The sequence below is a fragment of the Janibacter sp. UYMM211 genome (assembly GCF_040547045.1).
Classification (GTDB): Bacteria; Actinomycetota; Actinomycetes; order Actinomycetales; family Dermatophilaceae; genus Marihabitans; species Marihabitans melonis.
Window position 1 is genome coordinate 121,417 of sequence record NZ_JBEPOY010000006.1, and the last position, 17,671, is coordinate 139,087.

Annotated in this window: 16 protein-coding genes and 1 riboswitch; of the genes, 4 read left to right on the forward strand and 12 right to left on the reverse strand. The window is 74.5% G+C overall.

Going from position 1 to position 17,671, the window contains the following annotated elements; all coding sequences use genetic code 11:
- Positions 1 to 24 precede the first annotated feature (24 nt).
- Positions 25 to 1,686 carry an FAD-binding dehydrogenase gene (locus tag ABIB53_RS15145; protein ID WP_354588778.1) on the forward strand — a complete coding sequence of 554 codons (1,662 nt, stop codon included), beginning with the start codon at positions 25 to 27 and terminating at the stop codon, positions 1,684 to 1,686.
- Positions 1,687 to 1,814: 128 nt separating this feature from the next.
- On the opposite strand, the gene ABIB53_RS15150 is transcribed toward ABIB53_RS15145, so the two are convergent.
- The 5 genes from ABIB53_RS15150 to ABIB53_RS15170 all read right to left on the reverse strand — a co-directional run bounded on the left by ABIB53_RS15150 (position 1,815) and on the right by ABIB53_RS15170 (position 7,522).
- Positions 1,815 to 4,616 carry an ABC transporter permease gene (locus ABIB53_RS15150; RefSeq protein ID WP_354588779.1) on the reverse strand — a complete coding sequence of 934 codons (2,802 nt, stop codon included), beginning with the start codon at positions 4,614 to 4,616 and terminating at the stop codon, positions 1,815 to 1,817.
- Complete coding sequence (locus ABIB53_RS15155) at positions 4,613 to 5,377, reverse strand: ABC transporter ATP-binding protein (protein WP_123092516.1); 765 nt, start codon at positions 5,375 to 5,377, stop codon at positions 4,613 to 4,615. The genes ABIB53_RS15150 and ABIB53_RS15155 overlap by 4 nt, the downstream gene beginning before the upstream one ends.
- Positions 5,374 to 6,024, reverse strand: a complete 651-nt coding sequence (locus ABIB53_RS15160; RefSeq protein ID WP_354588780.1) for a PadR family transcriptional regulator — start codon at positions 6,022 to 6,024, stop codon at positions 5,374 to 5,376. Before ABIB53_RS15160 ends, ABIB53_RS15155 begins: the two co-directional genes overlap by 4 nt.
- Before the next feature lie 200 nt (positions 6,025 to 6,224).
- Positions 6,225 to 7,202 carry an NAD(P)H-quinone oxidoreductase gene (locus ABIB53_RS15165; RefSeq protein WP_354588818.1) on the reverse strand — a complete coding sequence of 326 codons (978 nt, stop codon included), beginning with the start codon at positions 7,200 to 7,202 and terminating at the stop codon, positions 6,225 to 6,227.
- 41 nt (positions 7,203 to 7,243) lie between these two features.
- Positions 7,244 to 7,522: a DUF4235 domain-containing protein gene (locus ABIB53_RS15170; protein WP_068271753.1), complete on the reverse strand. Its 279-nt coding sequence runs from the start codon at positions 7,520 to 7,522 to the stop codon at positions 7,244 to 7,246.
- Between the two features lie 94 nt (positions 7,523 to 7,616).
- Positions 7,617 to 7,721: riboswitch (TPP riboswitch) on the forward strand.
- Between ABIB53_RS15170 and ABIB53_RS15175 the strand changes: the two genes are divergently transcribed.
- The 3 genes from ABIB53_RS15175 (at position 7,714) to ABIB53_RS15185 (ending at position 11,143) form a co-directional block, all read left to right on the forward strand.
- A complete protein-coding gene (locus ABIB53_RS15175) occupies positions 7,714 to 8,835 on the forward strand; it encodes a thiamine ABC transporter substrate-binding protein (protein WP_354588781.1) in 1,122 nt (373 codons plus the stop codon). It overlaps the preceding riboswitch by 8 nt.
- The gene (locus ABIB53_RS15180) at positions 8,814 to 10,478 is read left to right on the forward strand and encodes an ABC transporter permease (RefSeq protein WP_354588782.1); all 1,665 of its coding nucleotides are present in this window, start codon (positions 8,814 to 8,816) and stop codon (positions 10,476 to 10,478) included. Before ABIB53_RS15175 ends, ABIB53_RS15180 begins: the two co-directional genes overlap by 22 nt.
- Entirely contained in the window at positions 10,478 to 11,143 is a 666-nt protein-coding gene (locus tag ABIB53_RS15185; RefSeq protein WP_354588783.1) for an ABC transporter ATP-binding protein, read from the forward strand. The genes ABIB53_RS15180 and ABIB53_RS15185 overlap by 1 nt, the downstream gene beginning before the upstream one ends.
- A gap of 110 nt (positions 11,144 to 11,253) precedes the next feature.
- Here ABIB53_RS15185 and ABIB53_RS15190 read toward each other — a convergent pair whose 3' ends face one another.
- From ABIB53_RS15190 to ABIB53_RS15220, 7 genes are read right to left on the reverse strand one after another with little or no spacing between them, the layout of a single operon-like run.
- Complete coding sequence (locus ABIB53_RS15190; protein ID WP_354588784.1) at positions 11,254 to 11,838, reverse strand: hypothetical protein; 585 nt, start codon at positions 11,836 to 11,838, stop codon at positions 11,254 to 11,256.
- Positions 11,835 to 12,746: a PKD domain-containing protein gene (locus tag ABIB53_RS15195; protein ID WP_354588785.1), complete on the reverse strand. Its 912-nt coding sequence runs from the start codon at positions 12,744 to 12,746 to the stop codon at positions 11,835 to 11,837. The genes ABIB53_RS15190 and ABIB53_RS15195 overlap by 4 nt, the downstream gene beginning before the upstream one ends.
- 23 nt (positions 12,747 to 12,769) lie before the next feature.
- Positions 12,770 to 16,084, reverse strand: a complete 3,315-nt coding sequence (locus ABIB53_RS15200; protein ID WP_354588786.1) for a LysM peptidoglycan-binding domain-containing protein — start codon at positions 16,082 to 16,084, stop codon at positions 12,770 to 12,772.
- Positions 16,081 to 16,533: a TadE/TadG family type IV pilus assembly protein gene (locus ABIB53_RS15205; protein ID WP_191564061.1), complete on the reverse strand. Its 453-nt coding sequence runs from the start codon at positions 16,531 to 16,533 to the stop codon at positions 16,081 to 16,083. The genes ABIB53_RS15200 and ABIB53_RS15205 overlap by 4 nt, the downstream gene beginning before the upstream one ends.
- A 3-nt stretch (positions 16,534 to 16,536) precedes the next feature.
- Positions 16,537 to 16,971: a TadE/TadG family type IV pilus assembly protein gene (locus ABIB53_RS15210; protein ID WP_191564060.1), complete on the reverse strand. Its 435-nt coding sequence runs from the start codon at positions 16,969 to 16,971 to the stop codon at positions 16,537 to 16,539.
- Positions 16,968 to 17,456 (reverse strand): TadE family protein, encoded by a 489-nt coding sequence (locus ABIB53_RS15215; RefSeq protein WP_229300244.1) that lies wholly within the window; start codon positions 17,454 to 17,456, stop codon positions 16,968 to 16,970. Before ABIB53_RS15215 ends, ABIB53_RS15210 begins: the two co-directional genes overlap by 4 nt.
- A complete protein-coding gene (locus tag ABIB53_RS15220; RefSeq protein WP_229300245.1) occupies positions 17,453 to 17,665 on the reverse strand; it encodes a hypothetical protein in 213 nt (70 codons plus the stop codon). The genes ABIB53_RS15215 and ABIB53_RS15220 overlap by 4 nt, the downstream gene beginning before the upstream one ends.
- Positions 17,666 to 17,671: the final 6 nt, after the last annotated feature.

The following is a 17,671-nucleotide window of genomic DNA, read 5'->3' on the forward strand; positions in this document are numbered from 1 at the left end:
GTTACCCGCGGGTAGGATCTGGCCATGGATGCAGACGTCGTCGTCGTCGGACATGGCCTCGCCGGTCTCGTCGCCACCGCAGAGCTCGCCGACGCCGGTCGCCGGGTGCTCGTCGTCGACCAGGAGCCCCGCTCGGGGATCGGCGGCCAGGCCCACTGGTCCTTCGGCGGGCTCTTCTTCGTCGACAGCCCCGAGCAGCGCCGGATGGGCATCTCCGACAGCCACGAGCTCGCGCTCGCCGACTGGATGGGCTCGGCCGGCTTCGACCGGCCCGAGGACCACTGGCCCCGGGAGTGGGCGCAGGCCTACGTCGACTTCGCCGCCGGGGAGAAGAGGTCGTGGCTGCACCAGCAGGGCATGCGCTTCTTCCCGCTCGTCGGCTGGGCCGAGCGCGGCGACGGCACCGCGGACGGCCACGGCAACTCCGTGCCTCGCTTCCACATCACCTGGGGCACCGGACCGGGGGTCGTCGCCCCCTTCGCCGAACGGGTGGCCGCGGCCGAGCAGGCCGGGCTCGTCACCTTCGCCCACCGTCACCGCGTCGACGAGCTGCTCGTCGACGGAGGAGCGGTCACCGGGGTCCGGGGCGTCGTCCTCGCACCCGACGACCACCCCCGTGGCGAGAGCACGAACCGCGACCCCGTCGGCGACTTCGAGCTGCGTGCTCCCGCCGTCGTCGTCGCGAGCGGCGGCATCGGCGCGAACCACGACCTCGTGCGCGCGGCCTGGCCCCAGCGCCTCGGCGAGCCGCCGCGGCGGATGGTCACCGGGGTCCCGGCGCACGTCGACGGGCGGATGATCGCCATCACCGAGCAGGCCGGCGCGCGCGTCATCAACCGCGACCGGATGTGGCACTACGTCGAAGGGGTGCGCAACTGGGACCCGATCTGGCCCGGCCACGGCATCCGGATCCTGCCGGGGCCGAGCTCGATCTGGCTCGACGCCACCGGTCGCCGCCTGCCCGCGCCGCTCTTCCCCGGCTACGACACCCTCGGCACGCTCGCCCACCTGAGGCGCACCGGGCACGACCACTCGTGGTTCGTCACCAACCGCACGATCGCCGGCAAGGAGTTCGCCCTGTCGGGCTCGGAGCAGAACGCCGACCTCACCGGCCGCTCGGTGCGCGCGGTCGCGCGTCGACCGGTGACCCCGGTGCCGCCGTCGGTCCAGGCCTTCCTCGACAAGGGTGTCGACTGGGTCCAGGCCGACTCGCTCGACGAGCTCGTCGCGCGGATGGGCGAGCTGCGCGAGGAGGGCGAGCCCGAGCTCGACGTCGAGACCGTGCGCCACGAGGTGCTCGCCCGGGACGCGCAGGTCGGCAACCCCTTCAGCAAGGACGCGCAGCTCGCGGCGATGGCGGTCGCCGGGCGCTACCGCGGTGACCGGCTGAGCAAGCGGGCCTACCCGCCCCACCCGATCACCGACCCCGCCCGCGGCCCGCTCGTCGCCGTGAAGCTGCACATCCTGTCGCGCAAGACGCTCGGGGGCTTCGAGACCGACCTGTCCGCCCGGGTGCTCGGCCACGACGGCGAGCCGATCCGCGGCCTGTACGCGGCGGGCGAGGCGGCGGGCTTCGGCGGCGGCGGGGTCCACGGGTACCGCGCGCTCGAGGGCACCTTCCTCGGCGGGTGCATCTTCTCCGGCCGCACCGCGGGCCGGGCGATCGCCGGCGAGCTCGCCGACTGACGCCCGGGTCGAGGTGATGCGGTGCGCCCGGACGCACGACATCACCTCGACCGAGGCTGATCCCCCCTTCGCCCCCTGACCGAGGAGGGCGGCCCGGCCCCCTGCGCCGGGCCGCCCTCCTCGGCGGTCTAGGCCGTGCGCCGGGTCGCGTCCGGCGCCCGACGGATGCCGGCGGCGGCGATCGCACCGGCGAGCAGCGGCACGACGACGAGCACGACGAGCAGCGGCAGCCACGGGATGACGACGATCGGCGAGGCCACCACCGAGGTGCCCTGGGCGGGGTCGAAGGACGTGCCCGTGAGCGGGACCGTGAGGGCGATGCCGGGCACTGCGCCGACGACCACCCCCAGGCAGACCCCGACCACCGCGAGGGCGAAGGTCTGCGCCCCGGCCATCCACCGACGGGTGCGCCGGTCCGCACCGACGGCCGCGAGGGTCGCCTGGTCGCTCTCCTGCTCCGCGAGGCTCAGCGCCGTCGACGTCGTCGTGACGACGAGGAGCACCGCGGTGAAGATGGCGAGCAGGATCGCGATGATGAGGAAGAGCGGGTTCTGGTAGCCGCGCTCGACCTGCACCCCGCCGGTGTCGCCGACCTCGGTCTGGACGCGGTCAGCGACCTCCTGGCTCACCCCGTCGTCGCTGTGGCCGACGAGCGTCCCGGTGACGAGGGGCCAGCCCGCGTCGTCGGCGACCTCGTCGGGGACGAGCAGGGTGAAGCCCAGGCCTCGAGCAGCGTCGTCGTCGGACTCCGGCAGGTGGACGACCGGGAGGCTCGTGGCGCTCGTGCGGCCGTCCACCTGCGCGGTGCCGGTGTCGCCGTAGCGGACGTCGCCCCGGGTGACGGTGATCTCGCCGTCGCGCACCGCCCCGGCCGTGCGGTCGCCGCCGAGGAGGACGGCAGCGCCCGACCGGACCTGGCTCGCCTCGTCGCCGTCGAGGTCGAGGCGGCGCACGATCTCGTCGGCGGGCAGGACGGCCAGACCCGAGGCGTCGGTCAGCGACAGGCTGCCGGAGACGGAGGCGCACCGGCCGCCCTGGGCGTCCGCCGTCGCGTCAGCCGCCTGCTCGAGGGTGCACCCGGGGGGCAGGAGCTCGAGGACCGGCTGCGCCGCATCGGGGTCGGAGTCCTGCGAGCCGGGCGTGCGCGCCGTCGCGAAGGTGACGCCGGGGGCGATCTGGCCGGCGCGCGCGATGACGGCTTGCAGCGCGTCGGGCGAGGCGTAGGCGACGAGCTCGCCGGGCAGCGCGGAGGCGAGGTACTCGCGGCGGGACTGCTCGTCGTCGCTCGCGGTCGCGACGAGGGTCATCGTCAGCACGGCGGTGCCGGCGAGGATCGCGGCCACCGTCGGGGCGCTGCGGGAGCGGTGCCGGGCGAGGTCACGCGTCGCCATCCGCAGGGGCAGCGGCAGCCGGCCGCCGATCCTGGCGAGCAGGTGCAGGATGGTCGGGACGACCATGAGCGCGCCGAGCACGAGCGCGAAGGCTGCCGCCGCGATGACGAGGGCAGACAGCTGGCGCAGGGCGCCCCCGATGACGCCGGTGCCGCCGAGGAGCACGAGCACGAGGCCGAGGACGAGCATCCACCGGCTGGGCGGCGGGGGAGTGTGCTGGCCCTTCATCACCCCGACGACGTCGAGCCGCGACAGGCGCTGCGCGGGCATGAGCGCCGCGATGACCGACGACAGCACGGCGAGCGCCGCGATGGCGAGGACGGCGAGCACGGGCACCTCGAAGGGCCCCATCGGCCAGCCGCGGCTGGCCGAGATCCACTGCGCCAGACCCCACGCACCGGCGACCCCGAGCCCGGCGCCGAGCACCGAGCTGAGCCCGCCGAGGACGACGGCCTGGGCGAGGACGCTGCGGCGCAGCTGGCTCGTCGTCGCGCCGTTGCTCGCGGCGAGCGCGAGGGTGCGGCGCTGACGTGCCGCGCCGACGGCGAAGGCCGGTCCGACGAGGAGGGTGACGACGAGGACGAGCAGGACGCCGCCGATGACGACGATGTCGGTGACCTGGCCGTCCTGGGAGCTCTGCTGCGCGGCGATCGTCTCGGGCAGCTCTGACGTCGCCGGGGGGTCGCGCAGGACGGCGGCGCTCGTCACGGCGAGGCCGTAGCCGCCGAGCCGTCGCACCTCCTGCCAGCCCATCGGCTCGTCGCGCTCGACGAACCACGACACGGGAGACCCGGAGCTCGCCGGACCGAGGTCGGTCGTCACGGCGTCGTAGATGCCGCCCCACGTCGTGTAGGCGCGGACGGTGCCGACGACCTCGACGGTGCGGGTGGAGTCGCGGCCGTCGACGACCTCGACGCCGCCCGACTGGGGGATCCCGCGGTCGGCCACGGTGGGCGAGACGAGGATCTCGTCGGGGGAGGTCGGCCAGCGGCCGGAGAGCAGCTCGACCTTGTCGCCGAGAGCCTCGGGGTCGGTGACGCCGAGGGCGAAGAGGCGCGGGGTGCGGTCGCCGACGCGCATCGCGAGCTCGCGCTCGGTCCACGAGATGGCGCGCCCGTCGACGAGCTCGCCGATCGCCGCGGCGTCGCGCTCGACGTCGGTGCCGTCGCCGTACCCGGGGATCGGCGCCGCGGCCTCGTCCCGCGCGCTGAAGCCCTCGGAGTCCGGAGACGGGCCCTGGTCGATCGCGGACGTCTCCGGGGGCCGGACGAGCGCCGTCGTGCCGCCGACCTTGTACTGCACGTCCTCGGACATGCTGATCTGCTGCGTCGCGCCGAGGGTGAGCGCCGCGCAGATGAGCGCGGTGGGCAGGCCCACCATGAGCAGGACGACGAGGCTGCGCCCCCGGTAGCGGCCGACGTCGCGGCGGGCCATGCGCAGGGCGACGCGCCACGACGAGACGAAGGTCCCCGTGGGGCGCTCGCCGACGCTGCCGCGCTCGGGCAGCGTGTCGCGGTCGGGACGGGTCAGGGTGCTCATGACGCGTCTCCGGGGAGCAGGTCCTCGACCCGGCCGGGGTCGCCCGTCGTGTCGACGACGCGGCCGTCGCGCAGGAAGACGACGCGGTCGGCCCACGCGGCATGGCGGGCCTCGTGCGTGACGAGCAGCCCCGCGACGCCCTCGTCGCACCGGCGACGCAGGATGCGCAGGACCTCCTCGCCGGTCTCGCTGTCGAGCGCGCCCGTCGGCTCGTCGGCGAGGACGAGGCGACGGCCGCCGACGAGGGCGCGGGCGATGGCCACCCGCTGCTGCTGACCGCCCGACATCTGGTCGGGGTAGCGGTCGGTGAGCTCCTGCAGGTCGAGCATCCCCAGGGCCTCGCGGGCGGCACGGCGACCGGCGCGCACCCCCACCCCGTCGAGCTCGAGGGGGAGCGCGACGTTCTCGCCCGCCGTGAGCGAGGGGATGAGGTTGTAGTCCTGGAAGACGAAGCCGACGCGGCGACGGCGCAGCTCGGCGAGCTGGCGCGGTCGCAGCTGGGCGACGTCGTGGCCCTCGATGATCACCTGGCCGCTCGTCGCCCGGTCGAGGCCGCCGGCGAGGTTGAGCAGGGTCGACTTGCCCGACCCGCTCGGGCCCATGACGGCGACGAGCTCGCCGGGCCGGATCGCGAGGTCCACCCCGCGCAGCGCGCTCACCGCGGTGTCTCCCTCGCCGTGCGTGCGGGTCACCCCGCTCAGCTGGAGGATCGCCCCCTTCGAGTCGGTGCGGGTGTCCCTGACCTGCGCCGTCGTCGTCATCGCTGCTCCCCTGCTCGTGCCGAGGCCGCCGCGGACGCGGGGGCCGTGCTGCTCGCGCCGCCGTCGGGCGGCGGCGTGGCCACCGGGCCACGCGGTCGGACCCGCTCGCGGGCGAGGCGCGACTCGACGTGGTCGAGCCAGCGCACCTCCGACTCCGCGGTGAAGATGAGGTTCTCGACGACGAGGAGCCAGGCGAGGTCGTGCCGGCCACCGCTCGTCGGACCCGACTCGTGCTGGTCGAGCGCGCTCTGCTTGAGACGGGTGAGGTCGCGCAGGTGGCGCAGGCTCGCCGTGCGCTGGGTCTGCACGAGGGTCGGCACGTCGACGCCGGGCGCGGTCACCGCGAGGGCGAGCTTGATGACGAGCTCGTCGCGGGGGCTGCTGTCGCGGACGACGGGCGTGCCCCACCAGCGCAGGACGTCGGTGCGACCCTCCTGGGTGAGGCGGTAGGTGATCCGCCCCTCCTCGTCGGGGGCGTCGGCCTGCTCGACGAGACCGTCGCGCTCGAGCCGGGCGAGGGTCGTGTAGACCTGCCCGATGTTGAGCGGCCACGTGCCGCCGGTGCGGGCCTCGAACTCCGCGCGCAGCTGCGCGCCGTACATGGGCTGCTCGTCGAGCAGTGCCAGCAGACCGAGCCGGACGGACATGACGACCTCGCATCACCAGGGCGAATACTCGGTATGCATCGCCGGTCCGGCGAAGATATACCCGGTATGCACCCGGCGGCAAGCGCGTCGCCCGGTCGGCGCGGCGCAGGCCCGATGGGGCCGGGCACGGCTCTCCCCCTCCGCCCGGCGAGGGCGAAGGGGGAGAGGGGAGGCGCCGCGGGGGCGCGACGAGCCGGGGCTCAGGGCACGAGGAGGACCTTGCCGATGTGCTGGCTCTCCTCGAGCTCGCGGTGCGCGTCGGCGGCACGCTCGAGCGGGTGGGTGCCCTGGATGACCGGGCGGAAGACGCCGTCCTCGATGAGGGGCCACACGTGCTCGCGGACCGCGGCGACGATGGCCGCCTTCTCCGCGGCGGGCCGGGCGCGCAGCGAGGTCGCGATGACCGCGGCCCGCTTCTTCACGAGCGACCGGAGGTCGAGCTCGGCCTTCGCGCCGCCCATGAGGCCGATGTTGACGAGACGGCCGTTCGTCGCAAGAGCGTCGATGTTGCGGGCGAGGTACTTCGCGCCGATGTTGTCGAGGAGGACGTCGGCGCCGTGGCCGTCGGTCTCCTCCTTGAGCCGCTCGACGAAGTCCTCGTCCTTGTAGCTGATGAGGATGTCGGCACCGAGCTCGCGGCAGGCGTCGAGCTTGGCCTGCGAGCCGGCGGTGACGGCGACGCGGGCGCCGGCGGCCTTCGCGAGCTGGATCGCCGTCGTCCCGATGCCGGAGGAGCCCCCGTGGATGAGCAGGGTCTCGCCGGGCTGGAGGACGGCGGTCATGAAGACGTTGCTCCACACGGTGCAGACGACCTCGGGCAGACCGGCCGCGTCGACGAGCGAGACGCCCGCGGGCACCGGGAGGACCTGGGTGGCCGCGACGGCCACCGCCTCGGCGTAGCCGCCCCCGTCGAGCAGCGCGCAGACCTCGTCGCCGACGGCGAGGCCCTCGACCCCTTCGCCGATCTCCGCGACGGTGCCGCTCACCTCGAGACCGGGCAGCGGGGAGGCTCCGGGGGGCGGCGGGTAGGCGCCCTTGCGCTGGAAGAGGTCGGCCCGGTTGACCCCGGCCGCGGCCACGTCGATGACGACCTGGCCGGGACCGGCGACGGGGCGCTCGACCTCCGTGACCTGCAGGACGTCGGGCTCTCCGGGCTCAGTGATCTCGATCGCACGCATCATGGGCCCCACCCTACGGACGGGGCTCCGACGCGGATCGCTCAGGCGCCGCCCTGCTGCATGTCCTTGGGCAGGTGACCGGCGGAGCGCTGGTAGAGCTGCGCAGCCTTGCGGGTGGCCATCGTGCGGGCCAGGCCCATGGCCAGACCGGCGAGGGCGGCGTAGACGAGCGCCTCGCCGACGGGGCTCTCGGGGTTGCGCGGGTCGATGTCGACGTCGCGGCCGGCCTTCTTCCAGGCGGCGGTGACGACCTTGTTGGCGATCGTGCCCGCGGCGATGGCCAGACCGGTGCCCAGGACCTTCCAGAGTGCGTTGCCCATGACTTCCTCACCTCGACGTGCGTTGCTCACGACCGCCCGACCTGGGCAGTCGTGCCTGCTTTCGGCACTCTGCCACAGCCTGGGCTATCCTCGGCCCGTACGACAGGGGAGCGCTGAGCAGCGCTGAGAGTGCGGGTAGCCGCAGACCCTCCGACCTGATCCGGTTCGCACCGGCGTAGGGAGTCACGAAGATGACCCGATCCACCCGTCCCGTCCGCCTGCTCGCGCTCGCCGCGACCGGGCTGAGCCTCGCCGCGTGCTCGCTGAGCTCCGGCACCGACAGCGGGAGCGGCGGCGAGAGATCGTCGGCCGGCTCCGGCAGCAGCACCACCGCGGCCTCGAGGTCGTGCGAGCCCGGCAGCACCCTCACCGTCCTCGCGCACGAGAGCTTCTCGCTGCCCGAGGAGGTCACGGCAGACTTCGAGGAGGAGACCGGCTGCACGGTGGAGGTCGTCACGGCCGGTGATGCCGGCCAGGTGACGAACCGCCTCGTGCTCACCAAGGGCAGTCCCGTCGCCGATGTCGTCTTCGGCATCGACAACACCTTCGCCGGGCGAGCGGTGAGCGAGGGGGTCCTCGCGCCGTACTCGCCGCAGCTGCCCCCGGGCGCCGACCAGTACGCGCTCGAGGGCGAGGGCGCCGACGTGCTCACCCCCGTCGACTTCGGCGACGTGTGCGTCAACGTCGACGACGCGTGGTTCGCCGCGAAGAAGATGGACCCGCCGAAGACCCTCGACGACCTCACCGACCCCGCGTACCGCGACCTCTTCGTCACGCCGGGTGCGTCGAGCTCGAGCCCCGGTCTCGCCTTCCTCCTCGCGACCGTCGCGGCGAAGGGGGAGGACGGCTGGCAGGACTACTGGCGCGACCTCATGGACAACGGCGCGAAGGTCACCTCCGGCTGGTCCGACGCCTACGGCGTCGACTTCACCGCCGGCGAGGGCAAGGGCGACCGCCCGGTCGTCCTGTCCTACGCGAGCTCGCCGCCCTTCACCGTGCCCGAGGGCGGGACCGAGCCGACGACCTCGGCCCTGCTCGACACGTGCTTCCGCCAGGTCGAGTACGTCGGCGTCGTCGCCGGCACCGAGCAGCCGGGCGGTGCCCAGGCGCTCGTCGACCTCATGGTCGACCCGCAGGTGCAGTCCGGCATCCCCGAGTCGATGTACATGTACCCGGTCTCGGGCGAGGTCGAGCTCCCGCGCGACTGGGCCCGGTGGGCGAAGGTCGCGCCCGAGCCCTTCGAGGTCGAGCCCGCGACGATCGAGGAGAAGCGCTCGACGTGGGTGCGCGAGTGGACGGACCTCACCTCCTGAGACGCGCGGGGTCACCGGCTGCGGCCGCGGCACTGCTCGCGCTGCTGCCGCTGGCCTTCCTCGCGGTCTTCTTCGTGCTGCCGCTGCTCGGCATGCTCGGGCGCGGCTTCGTCACCGACGGGGCGCTCGACCTCTCCGGCGTCGGTGACGTCCTCGGCCGGTCTCGCACGGCCCGGGTGCTCGCCTTCACCGCCGGCATCTCGACGCTCGCGACAGCGGTGACGCTCGCGCTCGGTGTGCCGACGGCCTACGTCCTGCACCGGCTGCGGGTCCCCGGCGCGGGACTGCTGCGTGCGCTCGTCGTCATGCCCTTCGTCATGCCGACGGTCGTCGTGGGCGTGCTGTGGCGCGGGCTGCTCGCCTCGTCCGGCCCGCTCGGCGTCCTCGGCCTCGACGGGTCCTGGGTGGCGATCCTGCTCGCGATGGTCTTCTTCAACGTCGCCGTCGTCGTGCGCACGGTCGGCGCCGCGTGGGACGGGCTCGACCCGCGCACCGCCCAGGCCGCTGCCGCCCTCGGCGCCTCGCCCGGGCACGTCCTGCGCACGGTGACGATGCCCGCCCTTCGCCCCGCCGTCGTCTCGGCGGCGAGCGTCGTCTTCCTCTTCTGCTCCACGGCCTTCGGCGTCGTGCTCACCCTCGGCGGGCTGCGCTACGCGACGGTCGAGACCGAGATCTACCTGCTGACGACCTCGCTGCTCGACCTGCAGGGCGCGGCGGTGCTCAGCGTGCTGCAGCTCGTCGTCGTCGTCACCCTGCTCGTGCTCTCCGAGCGCACGCGCAGCCGCGCGCGGGGGGTGCGTCGTCGCTCCCGCGCGAGCGTCCCGCGCGTGCCGGTCGCCCGCCGCCACCTGCCTGCTCTCGTCGTCGCCGCCGTCGCCGTGCTCCTCGTCCTCGCGCCGCTCGTCGGCGGCGTCGTGCGCTCGCTGCGCCGGGGGTCGACGTGGACGCTCGCGAACTACGCCCAGCTGACGAGCGAGGTGCCCGGCACCGGGGCCTCGGCCTGGCACGCGCTCGGCACGTCGTGGCGGATCGCCGTCGACGCCGCGCTCCTCGCGCTCGTGCTCGGCCTGCTCGTCGCCCTCGCCGTGACGCGACGTCCGCGCTCGCGGCGGGGTCGCTCGGTCCTCGCCACCCTCGACGCGACCTTCATGCTGCCGCTCGGCGTCTCCGCGGTGACCATCGGCTTCGGCTTCCTCATCACCCTCGACCGCCCGCCGCTCGACCTGCGCTCGACGCCGCTGCTCGTGCCCGTCGCGCAGGCGATGGTCGCCCTGCCCCTCGTCGTGCGCACCATCGCCCCGGTGCTGCGGGACGTCGACCGCCGTCAGGGCGAGGCCGCGGCGACGCTCGGGGCGGGCCCCCTTCGCGCCTGGGCGACGGTCGAGCTGCCCGTGCTGTGGCGCCCGCTGCTCGCGGCCGTCGGCTTCGCGCTCGCGGTCTCGCTCGGCGAGTTCGGCGCGACCGCCTTCCTCGCCCGGCCCGACGAGCCGACCCTGCCCGTGCTCGTCTACACGCTCATGGGGCGGCCCGGCGCGGAGGCGCAGGGCGGCGCGATGGCCGCCGCCGTCCTCCTCGCCGCGGTCACCGTCGCCGTCATGGGCCTCGTCGAGCGGCTGCGGCTGTCCTCCGTGGGGGCCTTCTGATGAGCGACGGGGGACCCGGCCTCGCCCTCGACGGCGTCACCGTGCGCTTCGGCGCGCTGACCGCCGTCGACGACGTGAACCTGCACCTGCCGACCGGGCAGGTCCTCGCCGTGCTCGGGCCCTCGGGCTGTGGCAAGTCGACCCTGCTGCGCGCCGTCGCCGGGCTCGAGCCGCTGGCCGCCGGGCAGGTGCGCTGGGACGGGGCGGACCTCGCGACGACGCCGACGCACCGGCGCGGCTTCGCGATGATGTTCCAGGACGGGCAGCTCTTCGGGCACCTGTCGGTGGCACGCAACGTCGGGTACGGCCTGCGGCTGCAGGGTCTGCGTGGCGCCGAGCTCACCCGTGAGGTCGACCGGCTGCTCGAGCTGGTAGGTCTGTCGGGGCGCGGTGACGACGACCCGCTGACCCTCAGCGGCGGGCAGCAGCAGCGCGTGGCGCTGGCCCGCGCGCTCGGCGCCCGCCCCCGGCTGCTCCTGCTCGACGAGCCGCTGTCCGCGCTCGACCGCGAGCTGCGCGAGCGCCTCGCCGCCGACCTGCGCGAGGTGCTCGTCGAGACCGGCACGACGGGCGTGCTCGTCACCCACGACCATGCCGAGGCCGAGGTCGTCGCCGACGACGTCGTGCGGATGGCCGACGGCCGCCTCGTCCCCCCTTCGCCCTGACCGGCCGCCTCAGCTTTCCCGCCCAGGGCGGGAACATGCGACTTCGGGAAGGAAATGTTCTTGCCCGAGGTCGAACCTTCCCGCCCTGGGCGGGAAAGTGCGAAGGGGGATCAGCAGGGGGTCTTGCTCTCCTTGAACCATGACAGCCGCCATCCGTCGCGGGAGGGCCAGGAGGTGTTGCGCACCGAGAAGGTCGCGCGGACGCTGCGCAGGGCGGGGTCCTTCACCGGTGAGCCCGAGGCGTCGACGGTCTTGAGCGCGGAGCGGTCGATGCACCCGGACAGACGCACCGTGGGCCACACGGTGATCTTCTTCGAGTCGTCGAAGGTGAGGTCGAGAGAGGTGACCGTGAGGTCGGTGATCTCGGTGCGGCCGGTCTGCGCCCGCTCGGCCAGGATCAGCCGGTTCGCCCGGGTCGACGCGACGGTCTTCGCTGAGCCCTCGGCGACCGCCTCGAGGGTGGCGCCGCCGGGGTCGGCAGACGGGTTGTCGAAGATGCCGTCGGCGCTCGCGAAGTAGCCCGTGACGACCCCCTTCGCCCGCTGTCGGGCGTCGTCCTCGGGCGAGATCTCCTCGACCGGGGCGCGGTCCACCCCGCCGGTTCGCACGACGAGCGGGGTGGGCTCCTGCGCGCAGCCGGCGAGCACGACGAGACCGGCCGCGGCGACGAGCGCGAGCGGACGTGACGTCCTCATGCCGCGTTGACCGTCTGCGACTCGAGGACGCGGATGACGGCGGACCGCTCGAACTCCAGCTCCTCTTCGTCGTAGCCGTTGGCATCGACCCACTCGATCTTCCAATAGGTGCGGATCGTCACCCGGTAGTACCCGGGCTCCTTGTACCGGTGCCCGCACGTCGGGGAGTCGCGCAGCTTGAAGGACGGGAAGTACTCGGTGCCCTTCTTGCAGCGCACGGTCGTGCCGTCGCCCATGTCCCACGTCGTGTGCGAGGTCCCGGCGGTGACGTAGTAGGGGGTGCCGGGCTCGCGCACCGTGACGGGCGGGTCGGCGTAGGTGTAGAGGTACTGGCCGGCGGCCCACATCCACACCGGCATGCCGACGACGCCGGCGCTGCCCTCGGCGTAACGCCGGGCACTGGGGGCCAGCCCGAGAGGAAAGGCGATGAACCTCAGGCCGAGCACCGTCTGGGCCGTGCTGCGAGCGTTCCACCCCTCGATCTGCGGCGGGTTCTCGTACCAGTACGTCCCGATGGTGAGGCCCTCGCTGTTGACGCAGTCGTAGAGACGTCCCGTCGTGTGGCCCTCCCACTCCGGGCGGGAGTAGTCGAGCTCGTCGTTGTTCTCGCCGAGGTAGCACTGACGCTCGTTGCTCCACGGGCCAACCGAGCTGAAGCAGCCGATGGGGTTGTACGCCGGGGCGCCCCGGTGGCAGAGGGGGCGCTTCTTGCCGCCGCCCTTGCCGCCATCGCCTCCGGGTTCCCCGAGGACGAGCCGGCACTTGGCCTCCAGGCCGAGCTTGCTGCAGATCTCTGCCTGGCTGCTCGGCGCGACCGCGAGGGCGGTGACCAGCAGGAGAGCTGTCGCAGACAGGACCGACAGCAGACGCGCGGTTCGACGGCGTCGACGCGGGTGGCTACGGGGCATGGGGCGGTGCTCCTTCGATGAGGTCATCCGACGCCTCGCACGGCATGGGTGCGCTCGAGCTGGTCGACCTGCTCGAGCAGCCGGCGCGACCCGGTGTCGAGCTCGGCGTCGTCGGTGCCGCCGAGCTCGCGCAGACCGGCGACGGCCCCCTCGAGCAGCTCGTCGTCGAGCTCGTGGGCGGCGAGGACCTGCAGGCGCCACAGCGGCTCGGCATGCGGCTCGACGGTGAGGCCGACGACGGTCGCGTCGTAGGCGGCGCTCACCCGGCCCTCGAGCAGGCGGCGTCTGGCGAGCTCAGCCGCGGCCTCGCAGATGGCCTCGATCATCGTCGCGCGTAGGGGTGCCGCCCAGAGGTAGTGGCGCGATCGCGACCCGACGAAGGGGCGCCCTCGCACGAGGCCGAGGGCCTGCTCGAGATGGGTGGTCTGGGCCGAGCCGGTCTGGCCGGGCAGCAGGCGCTGCCAGATGTCCCAGTCGGACGGCAGCGCGGCAGCAGCGGCCCGGCCCGACTCCGGTGCCCCGGTGAGGTCGTGGGCACCGCGCTGCGGCGCGAGCTCGCCGATCCAGTCGCCGAGCGCGGCGAGGGCGCCGAGCCGGGCGCGGGCGTGGTCGTGCCCGCTGCGGTTGGGCCACATCGCGTCGTCGAGCTCGGCGTCGCTCGCGCCGGGGTGCAGGTGGAGGTAGGCCGCCAGCTCGGTGAGCCGCGCGCGGTGCACCTCGCGCACCTCGGGCCCGTGGTCGATGTCGACGGGGCCGAGGAGGCGCAGGACGGGCCCGGCCACCTGCGCGGCGAGGTCGGCGTCGCGCAGCGGGAAGGCGACGACCGGCGGCAGCGGCACCCCGGGGGTCGGCGTCACCTGGTTGCTCAGCCAGCGGGGAGTGCTCGCCGTCGCGGTCCACGAGCTGTCGGTCGCCCGCCGCACCGTCTCGACGAGGGCAGCGGTGTCCTCGTCGGCAGCGCGCCCGGAGGTCGCGACGACCGGGGTGTTCCAGCGAAGGGGGACCCGTCGCGCCGCCGTGATCTCGTCGACGTGGCGTCGGGTGGGCTGGTCGTCCTCGCTGCTGACGACGACCCGGCCGTCGTCGTCGAGGACGACGCCGGGCGAGCCCATCGCGGCCGCGGCCGCGCCGACGGTGGCCAGCGTCGGCTCCTGCGCCGGCGCCCAGTAGTCGTCGGACTGCACGGCGAGCTGGAAGAGCTCGACGACGGCGGCGACCAAGGCGTCGTCGGCACGCTGGGCGCGCAGCTGCAGCTGGCTGGGGGCGAGGACCGCGGCGTCGGGGTCGGCGCCCACCGACAGCGACCACAGACCGTCGACGGGGGTCTCGCTCGTGTGCACGAGGGCGATGCGCGGCGAGCTGGCTGCCGCCCGCACGAGCCGGTCGCGGTCGGCCGCGCTCGGCTCGCCGCTCACGAGCACGACCTCGCGCGCCGTCGTCTCGGCGGTGACGCCCGCGGCGACGAAGTAGCCGGTCGCGTCGGGCACGTACCGCAGGCGGGGAGAACCGATGGCGTCGACGAGCGCGGGGTCGCCGCCGACGACGGTGATCGTCGTCCGGTCGGCCCACGCGCTGCCGGCGAGGTCGAGGGCGAGGGCGGCGACGACCGCGCGGGTCGTGCGCTGCTCGCCGACGACGGCGAGGGTCTGCGCGTGCGCGAGGTCGACGAGCACGTGGGCGTCCTCGGCGTCGGTCCCGAGGGAGACGAGCGCCGGGTACGGCGGGGGCACCTGGGCCAGGGCGAGGGCGTCGAGCCCACGGGCGCGCTCCGCCGCCAGGGTCCAGACCCGGGGGTCGGCGGTCGACGTCCACGGCGCGGGGAGCACGAACGGGCTGTCGAGCTGCACGTCGACGTGGTGGCGGGTCAGCCGCACCGACTGCAGGCCAGGCAGCGCGACGTCCTGGGCGGCGGCCGCCCGGGCGAGATCGCGCAGCGCGAGGTCGACCGTGTCGCGAGAGTGGCCCTCCGCTGCCAGGCGCAGGGCGCCCTCGAGCGGCGTCGTCTCGCTCGTCCGGCGGCCGGCTCGCAGGCCCCGTCGGCGGGCCGCGCCGAGCAGCCCGAGCAGGCCGACGGCGGTGAGCCCGCCGATGCCGATGGCCGTGCCGGCCCAGCCGTCGTCGGGGTCGGCGACGAGCACCGGGTCGGCGGTCTCGGAGGACTCGCCGGTCGCCGGGGTGGCAGCCGCGGTCTGCCCGACGGTCGTCGCGGCGTCGCCCGCGGTGACCGCGGACCGGGCATCGGCGGCGGTCTCGGCGCCCAGGTCATCCGGCACGTCAGCGGCCGGGTCGTCGTCGGTCGTGGGGGAGGACGGCGCCGTCGTGGACGGCGCGGTCTCGGCCGACCCGGCCGCACCGGGGGACGCGGTCCCGGCGTCGGACGCGGTGCTGTCAGAGTCGGCGCCGCCGGACCCTGTGCCGTCGGACCCCGTGCCGCCGGGGACGGAGAGCTGCCAGCCGGGCTTGATGAGGTCGGGGTCGGTGAGCCGCTCGCCACCGGGCTGCTCGAGGTCCGAGGAGGCCTGGGCGATCTCGTCGTACCGCGAGCCGTCTCCGAGCTCGTCCTCGGCGATCTCCCACAGGGTGTCGCCGGGCTGGACGGTCACCTCGTGACCGGCGTCGTCGGCGGAGGGCGCGGGCGTCTCGTCGGGGACCTGGAGCTCGGCGCCGGGGGTGATCCAGTGCGAGGAGATGCCGGGGTTGAGCTCGAGGATCTCGTCGTACCGGGCGCCGTCGCCGAGGTGCTGCTCGGCGATCGACCACAGCGTCTCGCCCTGCGCGACCGTGTGCGTGCGGGTGGCGACCTCTGGTCCGGCCTCGACGGAGCTCGCGGCGTCGTCGGACGCACCGCCGCCGACCTCGGCGGTCGTGCTCGCGACCGCCGCCGCCCCGCCCGCCTGGTCGGCGACGACGCTCGCCGTCGCGCTGGCCGTGGCGGCGCTCGCCGCACCGCCGCCCGGGGACGCGCTCGCGCTGCCGGCCACGCTCGTCACGGCCGGAGCGGCGATGAAGAGCAGGGCGGCCGTCGCGACGAGGCTGCGGGCCATGCCCTGCGGCAGGGACAGGCCCGGCAGGTCGGGCGCCTGCGCGCCGGCGAGCCGGGCGACGACCTCGACGACGATGCACAGCGCGAAGAAGAGCCAGGCCAGCCAGGCTGCGTAGGTGAAGATCGTGCGGAAGACGGCGCCATCGGCGGGCTGGCGCACGGCGTCCCAGATCTCGCCGACCTGCGGGGTCGACGACGGCACGGGGCTCGCCCCGATCGCGAGCAGCAGCCACGGGACGCCGCCGAGGATCGCGAGGATCCCGACGAGCGCGAGCAGACCCCGCAGACGTCTCATCGCCGGTACTCCTCGCCGTCGAGATCGGTCTGGGCCAGGGTGGCGGTCGACTCGCCCTCGACGGTCCACGGGCCGAGGCCGATGGCGCCGAGGAAGACCGGCTCGTAGGTCGCGCGGGTCCGCACGGTGATCTCGCGACCACCCGGCTCGAGGACGACCGAGTCGACCTCGAGACCCTGCGCGACGACGTAGTCGCGCGCGGCCTGGGTCGAGCGGTTGTCGAGCACGACGCGGTCCCCCTGGATCGCGTCGCCGGCCTCGAGCTGCTGGCCGGCCGCACGCGCCGCCTCGTCGGCGACGAGATCGGCCCGCTGTGTCGCCCGGACCTGACCGCCGCCGTCGACGACGAGCCCGAGGAGCGGGATGACGGCCAGGGTCGCGCTGATGAAGTAGGCCGAGAGCGACCCGCGGTCGTCTCGGAAGGACCGGCGAAGGGGGGGACGGACCACGGCTCAGCGCTCCCGGTAGACGTCGAGCGGGCTCGTCGCCGAGCCCTCGAGCGTCACGTCGCCCAGGCCCGGGATCTCGACCCCGGAGATGTCGACCTGGCAGCTGACGGTCACGGCGACCTCGGCCGGGGTGCCGGGGTCGGTGCGGAAGGCCGCGAGGTCGACCGTCACGGCAGGGGTCCCGCGGCACTGGAGGTCCTGCTCGGCGAGGTACTCGTCGGCGGCGCGCTGCGCGTTGGCCGTCGCGGCGTCCTCGCCGCGGCTGAGCGTGGCCGAGCGTGCCGCCTCGGAGGCGGCGTTGCCGATCGCCTGCTTGGCGATGGCGACCCGTCCGCCGATGATGAGCATCGCGAGGAGCAGCACGAAGGCCGGGCCGAGGATGACGAGCTCGATCGAGGTCGACCCCCGCTCGTCGCGCACCCGTGCACGCCGGGTCACGGGCCCGCACCGCCGATCGGCAGCGGCTCCGCTGGGTCCTCGGGTCCCCCTTCGCCGACCCCGTCGGGGTTGACCGGGTTGCGGGGGGCCGAGAAGTCCTCGAGCGGGCGGGTCGAGGACTGGGTGACCTTCGGGTCCCAGCCGGGGATGACCGACAGGGTCGTGCCCGTGACGGTCACCGTCACCGCGTCGTCGGTGCGCTCGACGCTCACCTCGGGCGAGCCGAGGATGCCGTCGCCGCCGGCTCGCCCGGCGAAGGACATCGCCGCCTCCTGGCCGAGGCTGTCGCTCGACCCCTTCGCCGCCGCGTCGCGGGCACCCTCCTGCGCGGAGGCCATGGCCACCCCGCGGGCGTGGTAGTAGATCGCGCCCTGGACGGTGACGAAGAGCAGCGTGAGGGCAAGGGGGAAGAGGATCACCATCTCGATGGAGACCGACCCTCGCTCGCGCGCCCGGCGGGCGCGCCCCCCCTGCCCGCGCGTCACTTGATCTCGTTGGCCTTGTCGGTCACGAAGCCGCGCACGGCGACGACGACGAGGGTGGCGATGGCGATGGCCGCGACCGCCCACAGGACCTGCTCGATGGTCACCGAGCCGCGGTCCTCCCTGGCCCGGCGCAGGACGCCGACCTGGTCGGCGGTGTGGTCCGTGGCCCGCAGGCCGAGGATCTGGAGGGTGGTGATCAGCGCGATCATGGCTGC

Bases quoted from the DNA above. Each gene is read 5' to 3' on its own strand.
- ABIB53_RS15200 (WP_354588786.1), bottom strand. From the start codon at position 16,084: ATGAGACGTCTGCGGGGTCTGCTCGCGCTCGTCGGGATCCTCGCGATC.
- ABIB53_RS15190 (WP_354588784.1), bottom strand. From the start codon at position 11,838: ATGAGGACGTCACGTCCGCTCGCGCTCGTCGCCGCGGCCGGTCTCGTC.
- ABIB53_RS15175 (WP_354588781.1), top strand. From the start codon at position 7,714: ATGACCCGATCCACCCGTCCCGTCCGCCTGCTCGCGCTCGCCGCGACC.
- ABIB53_RS15160 (WP_354588780.1), bottom strand. From the start codon at position 6,024: ATGTCCGTCCGGCTCGGTCTGCTGGCACTGCTCGACGAGCAGCCCATG.
- ABIB53_RS15195 (WP_354588785.1), bottom strand. From the start codon at position 12,746: ATGCCCCGTAGCCACCCGCGTCGACGCCGTCGAACCGCGCGTCTGCTG.
- ABIB53_RS15150 (WP_354588779.1), bottom strand. From the start codon at position 4,616: ATGAGCACCCTGACCCGTCCCGACCGCGACACGCTGCCCGAGCGCGGC.
- ABIB53_RS15170 (WP_068271753.1), bottom strand. From the start codon at position 7,522: ATGGGCAACGCACTCTGGAAGGTCCTGGGCACCGGTCTGGCCATCGCC.
- ABIB53_RS15165 (WP_354588818.1), bottom strand. From the start codon at position 7,202: ATGCGTGCGATCGAGATCACTGAGCCCGGAGAGCCCGACGTCCTGCAG.
- ABIB53_RS15185 (WP_354588783.1), top strand. From the start codon at position 10,478: ATGAGCGACGGGGGACCCGGCCTCGCCCTCGACGGCGTCACCGTGCGC.
- ABIB53_RS15220 (WP_229300245.1), bottom strand. From the start codon at position 17,665: ATGATCGCGCTGATCACCACCCTCCAGATCCTCGGCCTGCGGGCCACG.
- ABIB53_RS15155 (WP_123092516.1), bottom strand. From the start codon at position 5,377: ATGACGACGACGGCGCAGGTCAGGGACACCCGCACCGACTCGAAGGGG.
- ABIB53_RS15145 (WP_354588778.1), top strand. From the start codon at position 25: ATGGATGCAGACGTCGTCGTCGTCGGACATGGCCTCGCCGGTCTCGTC.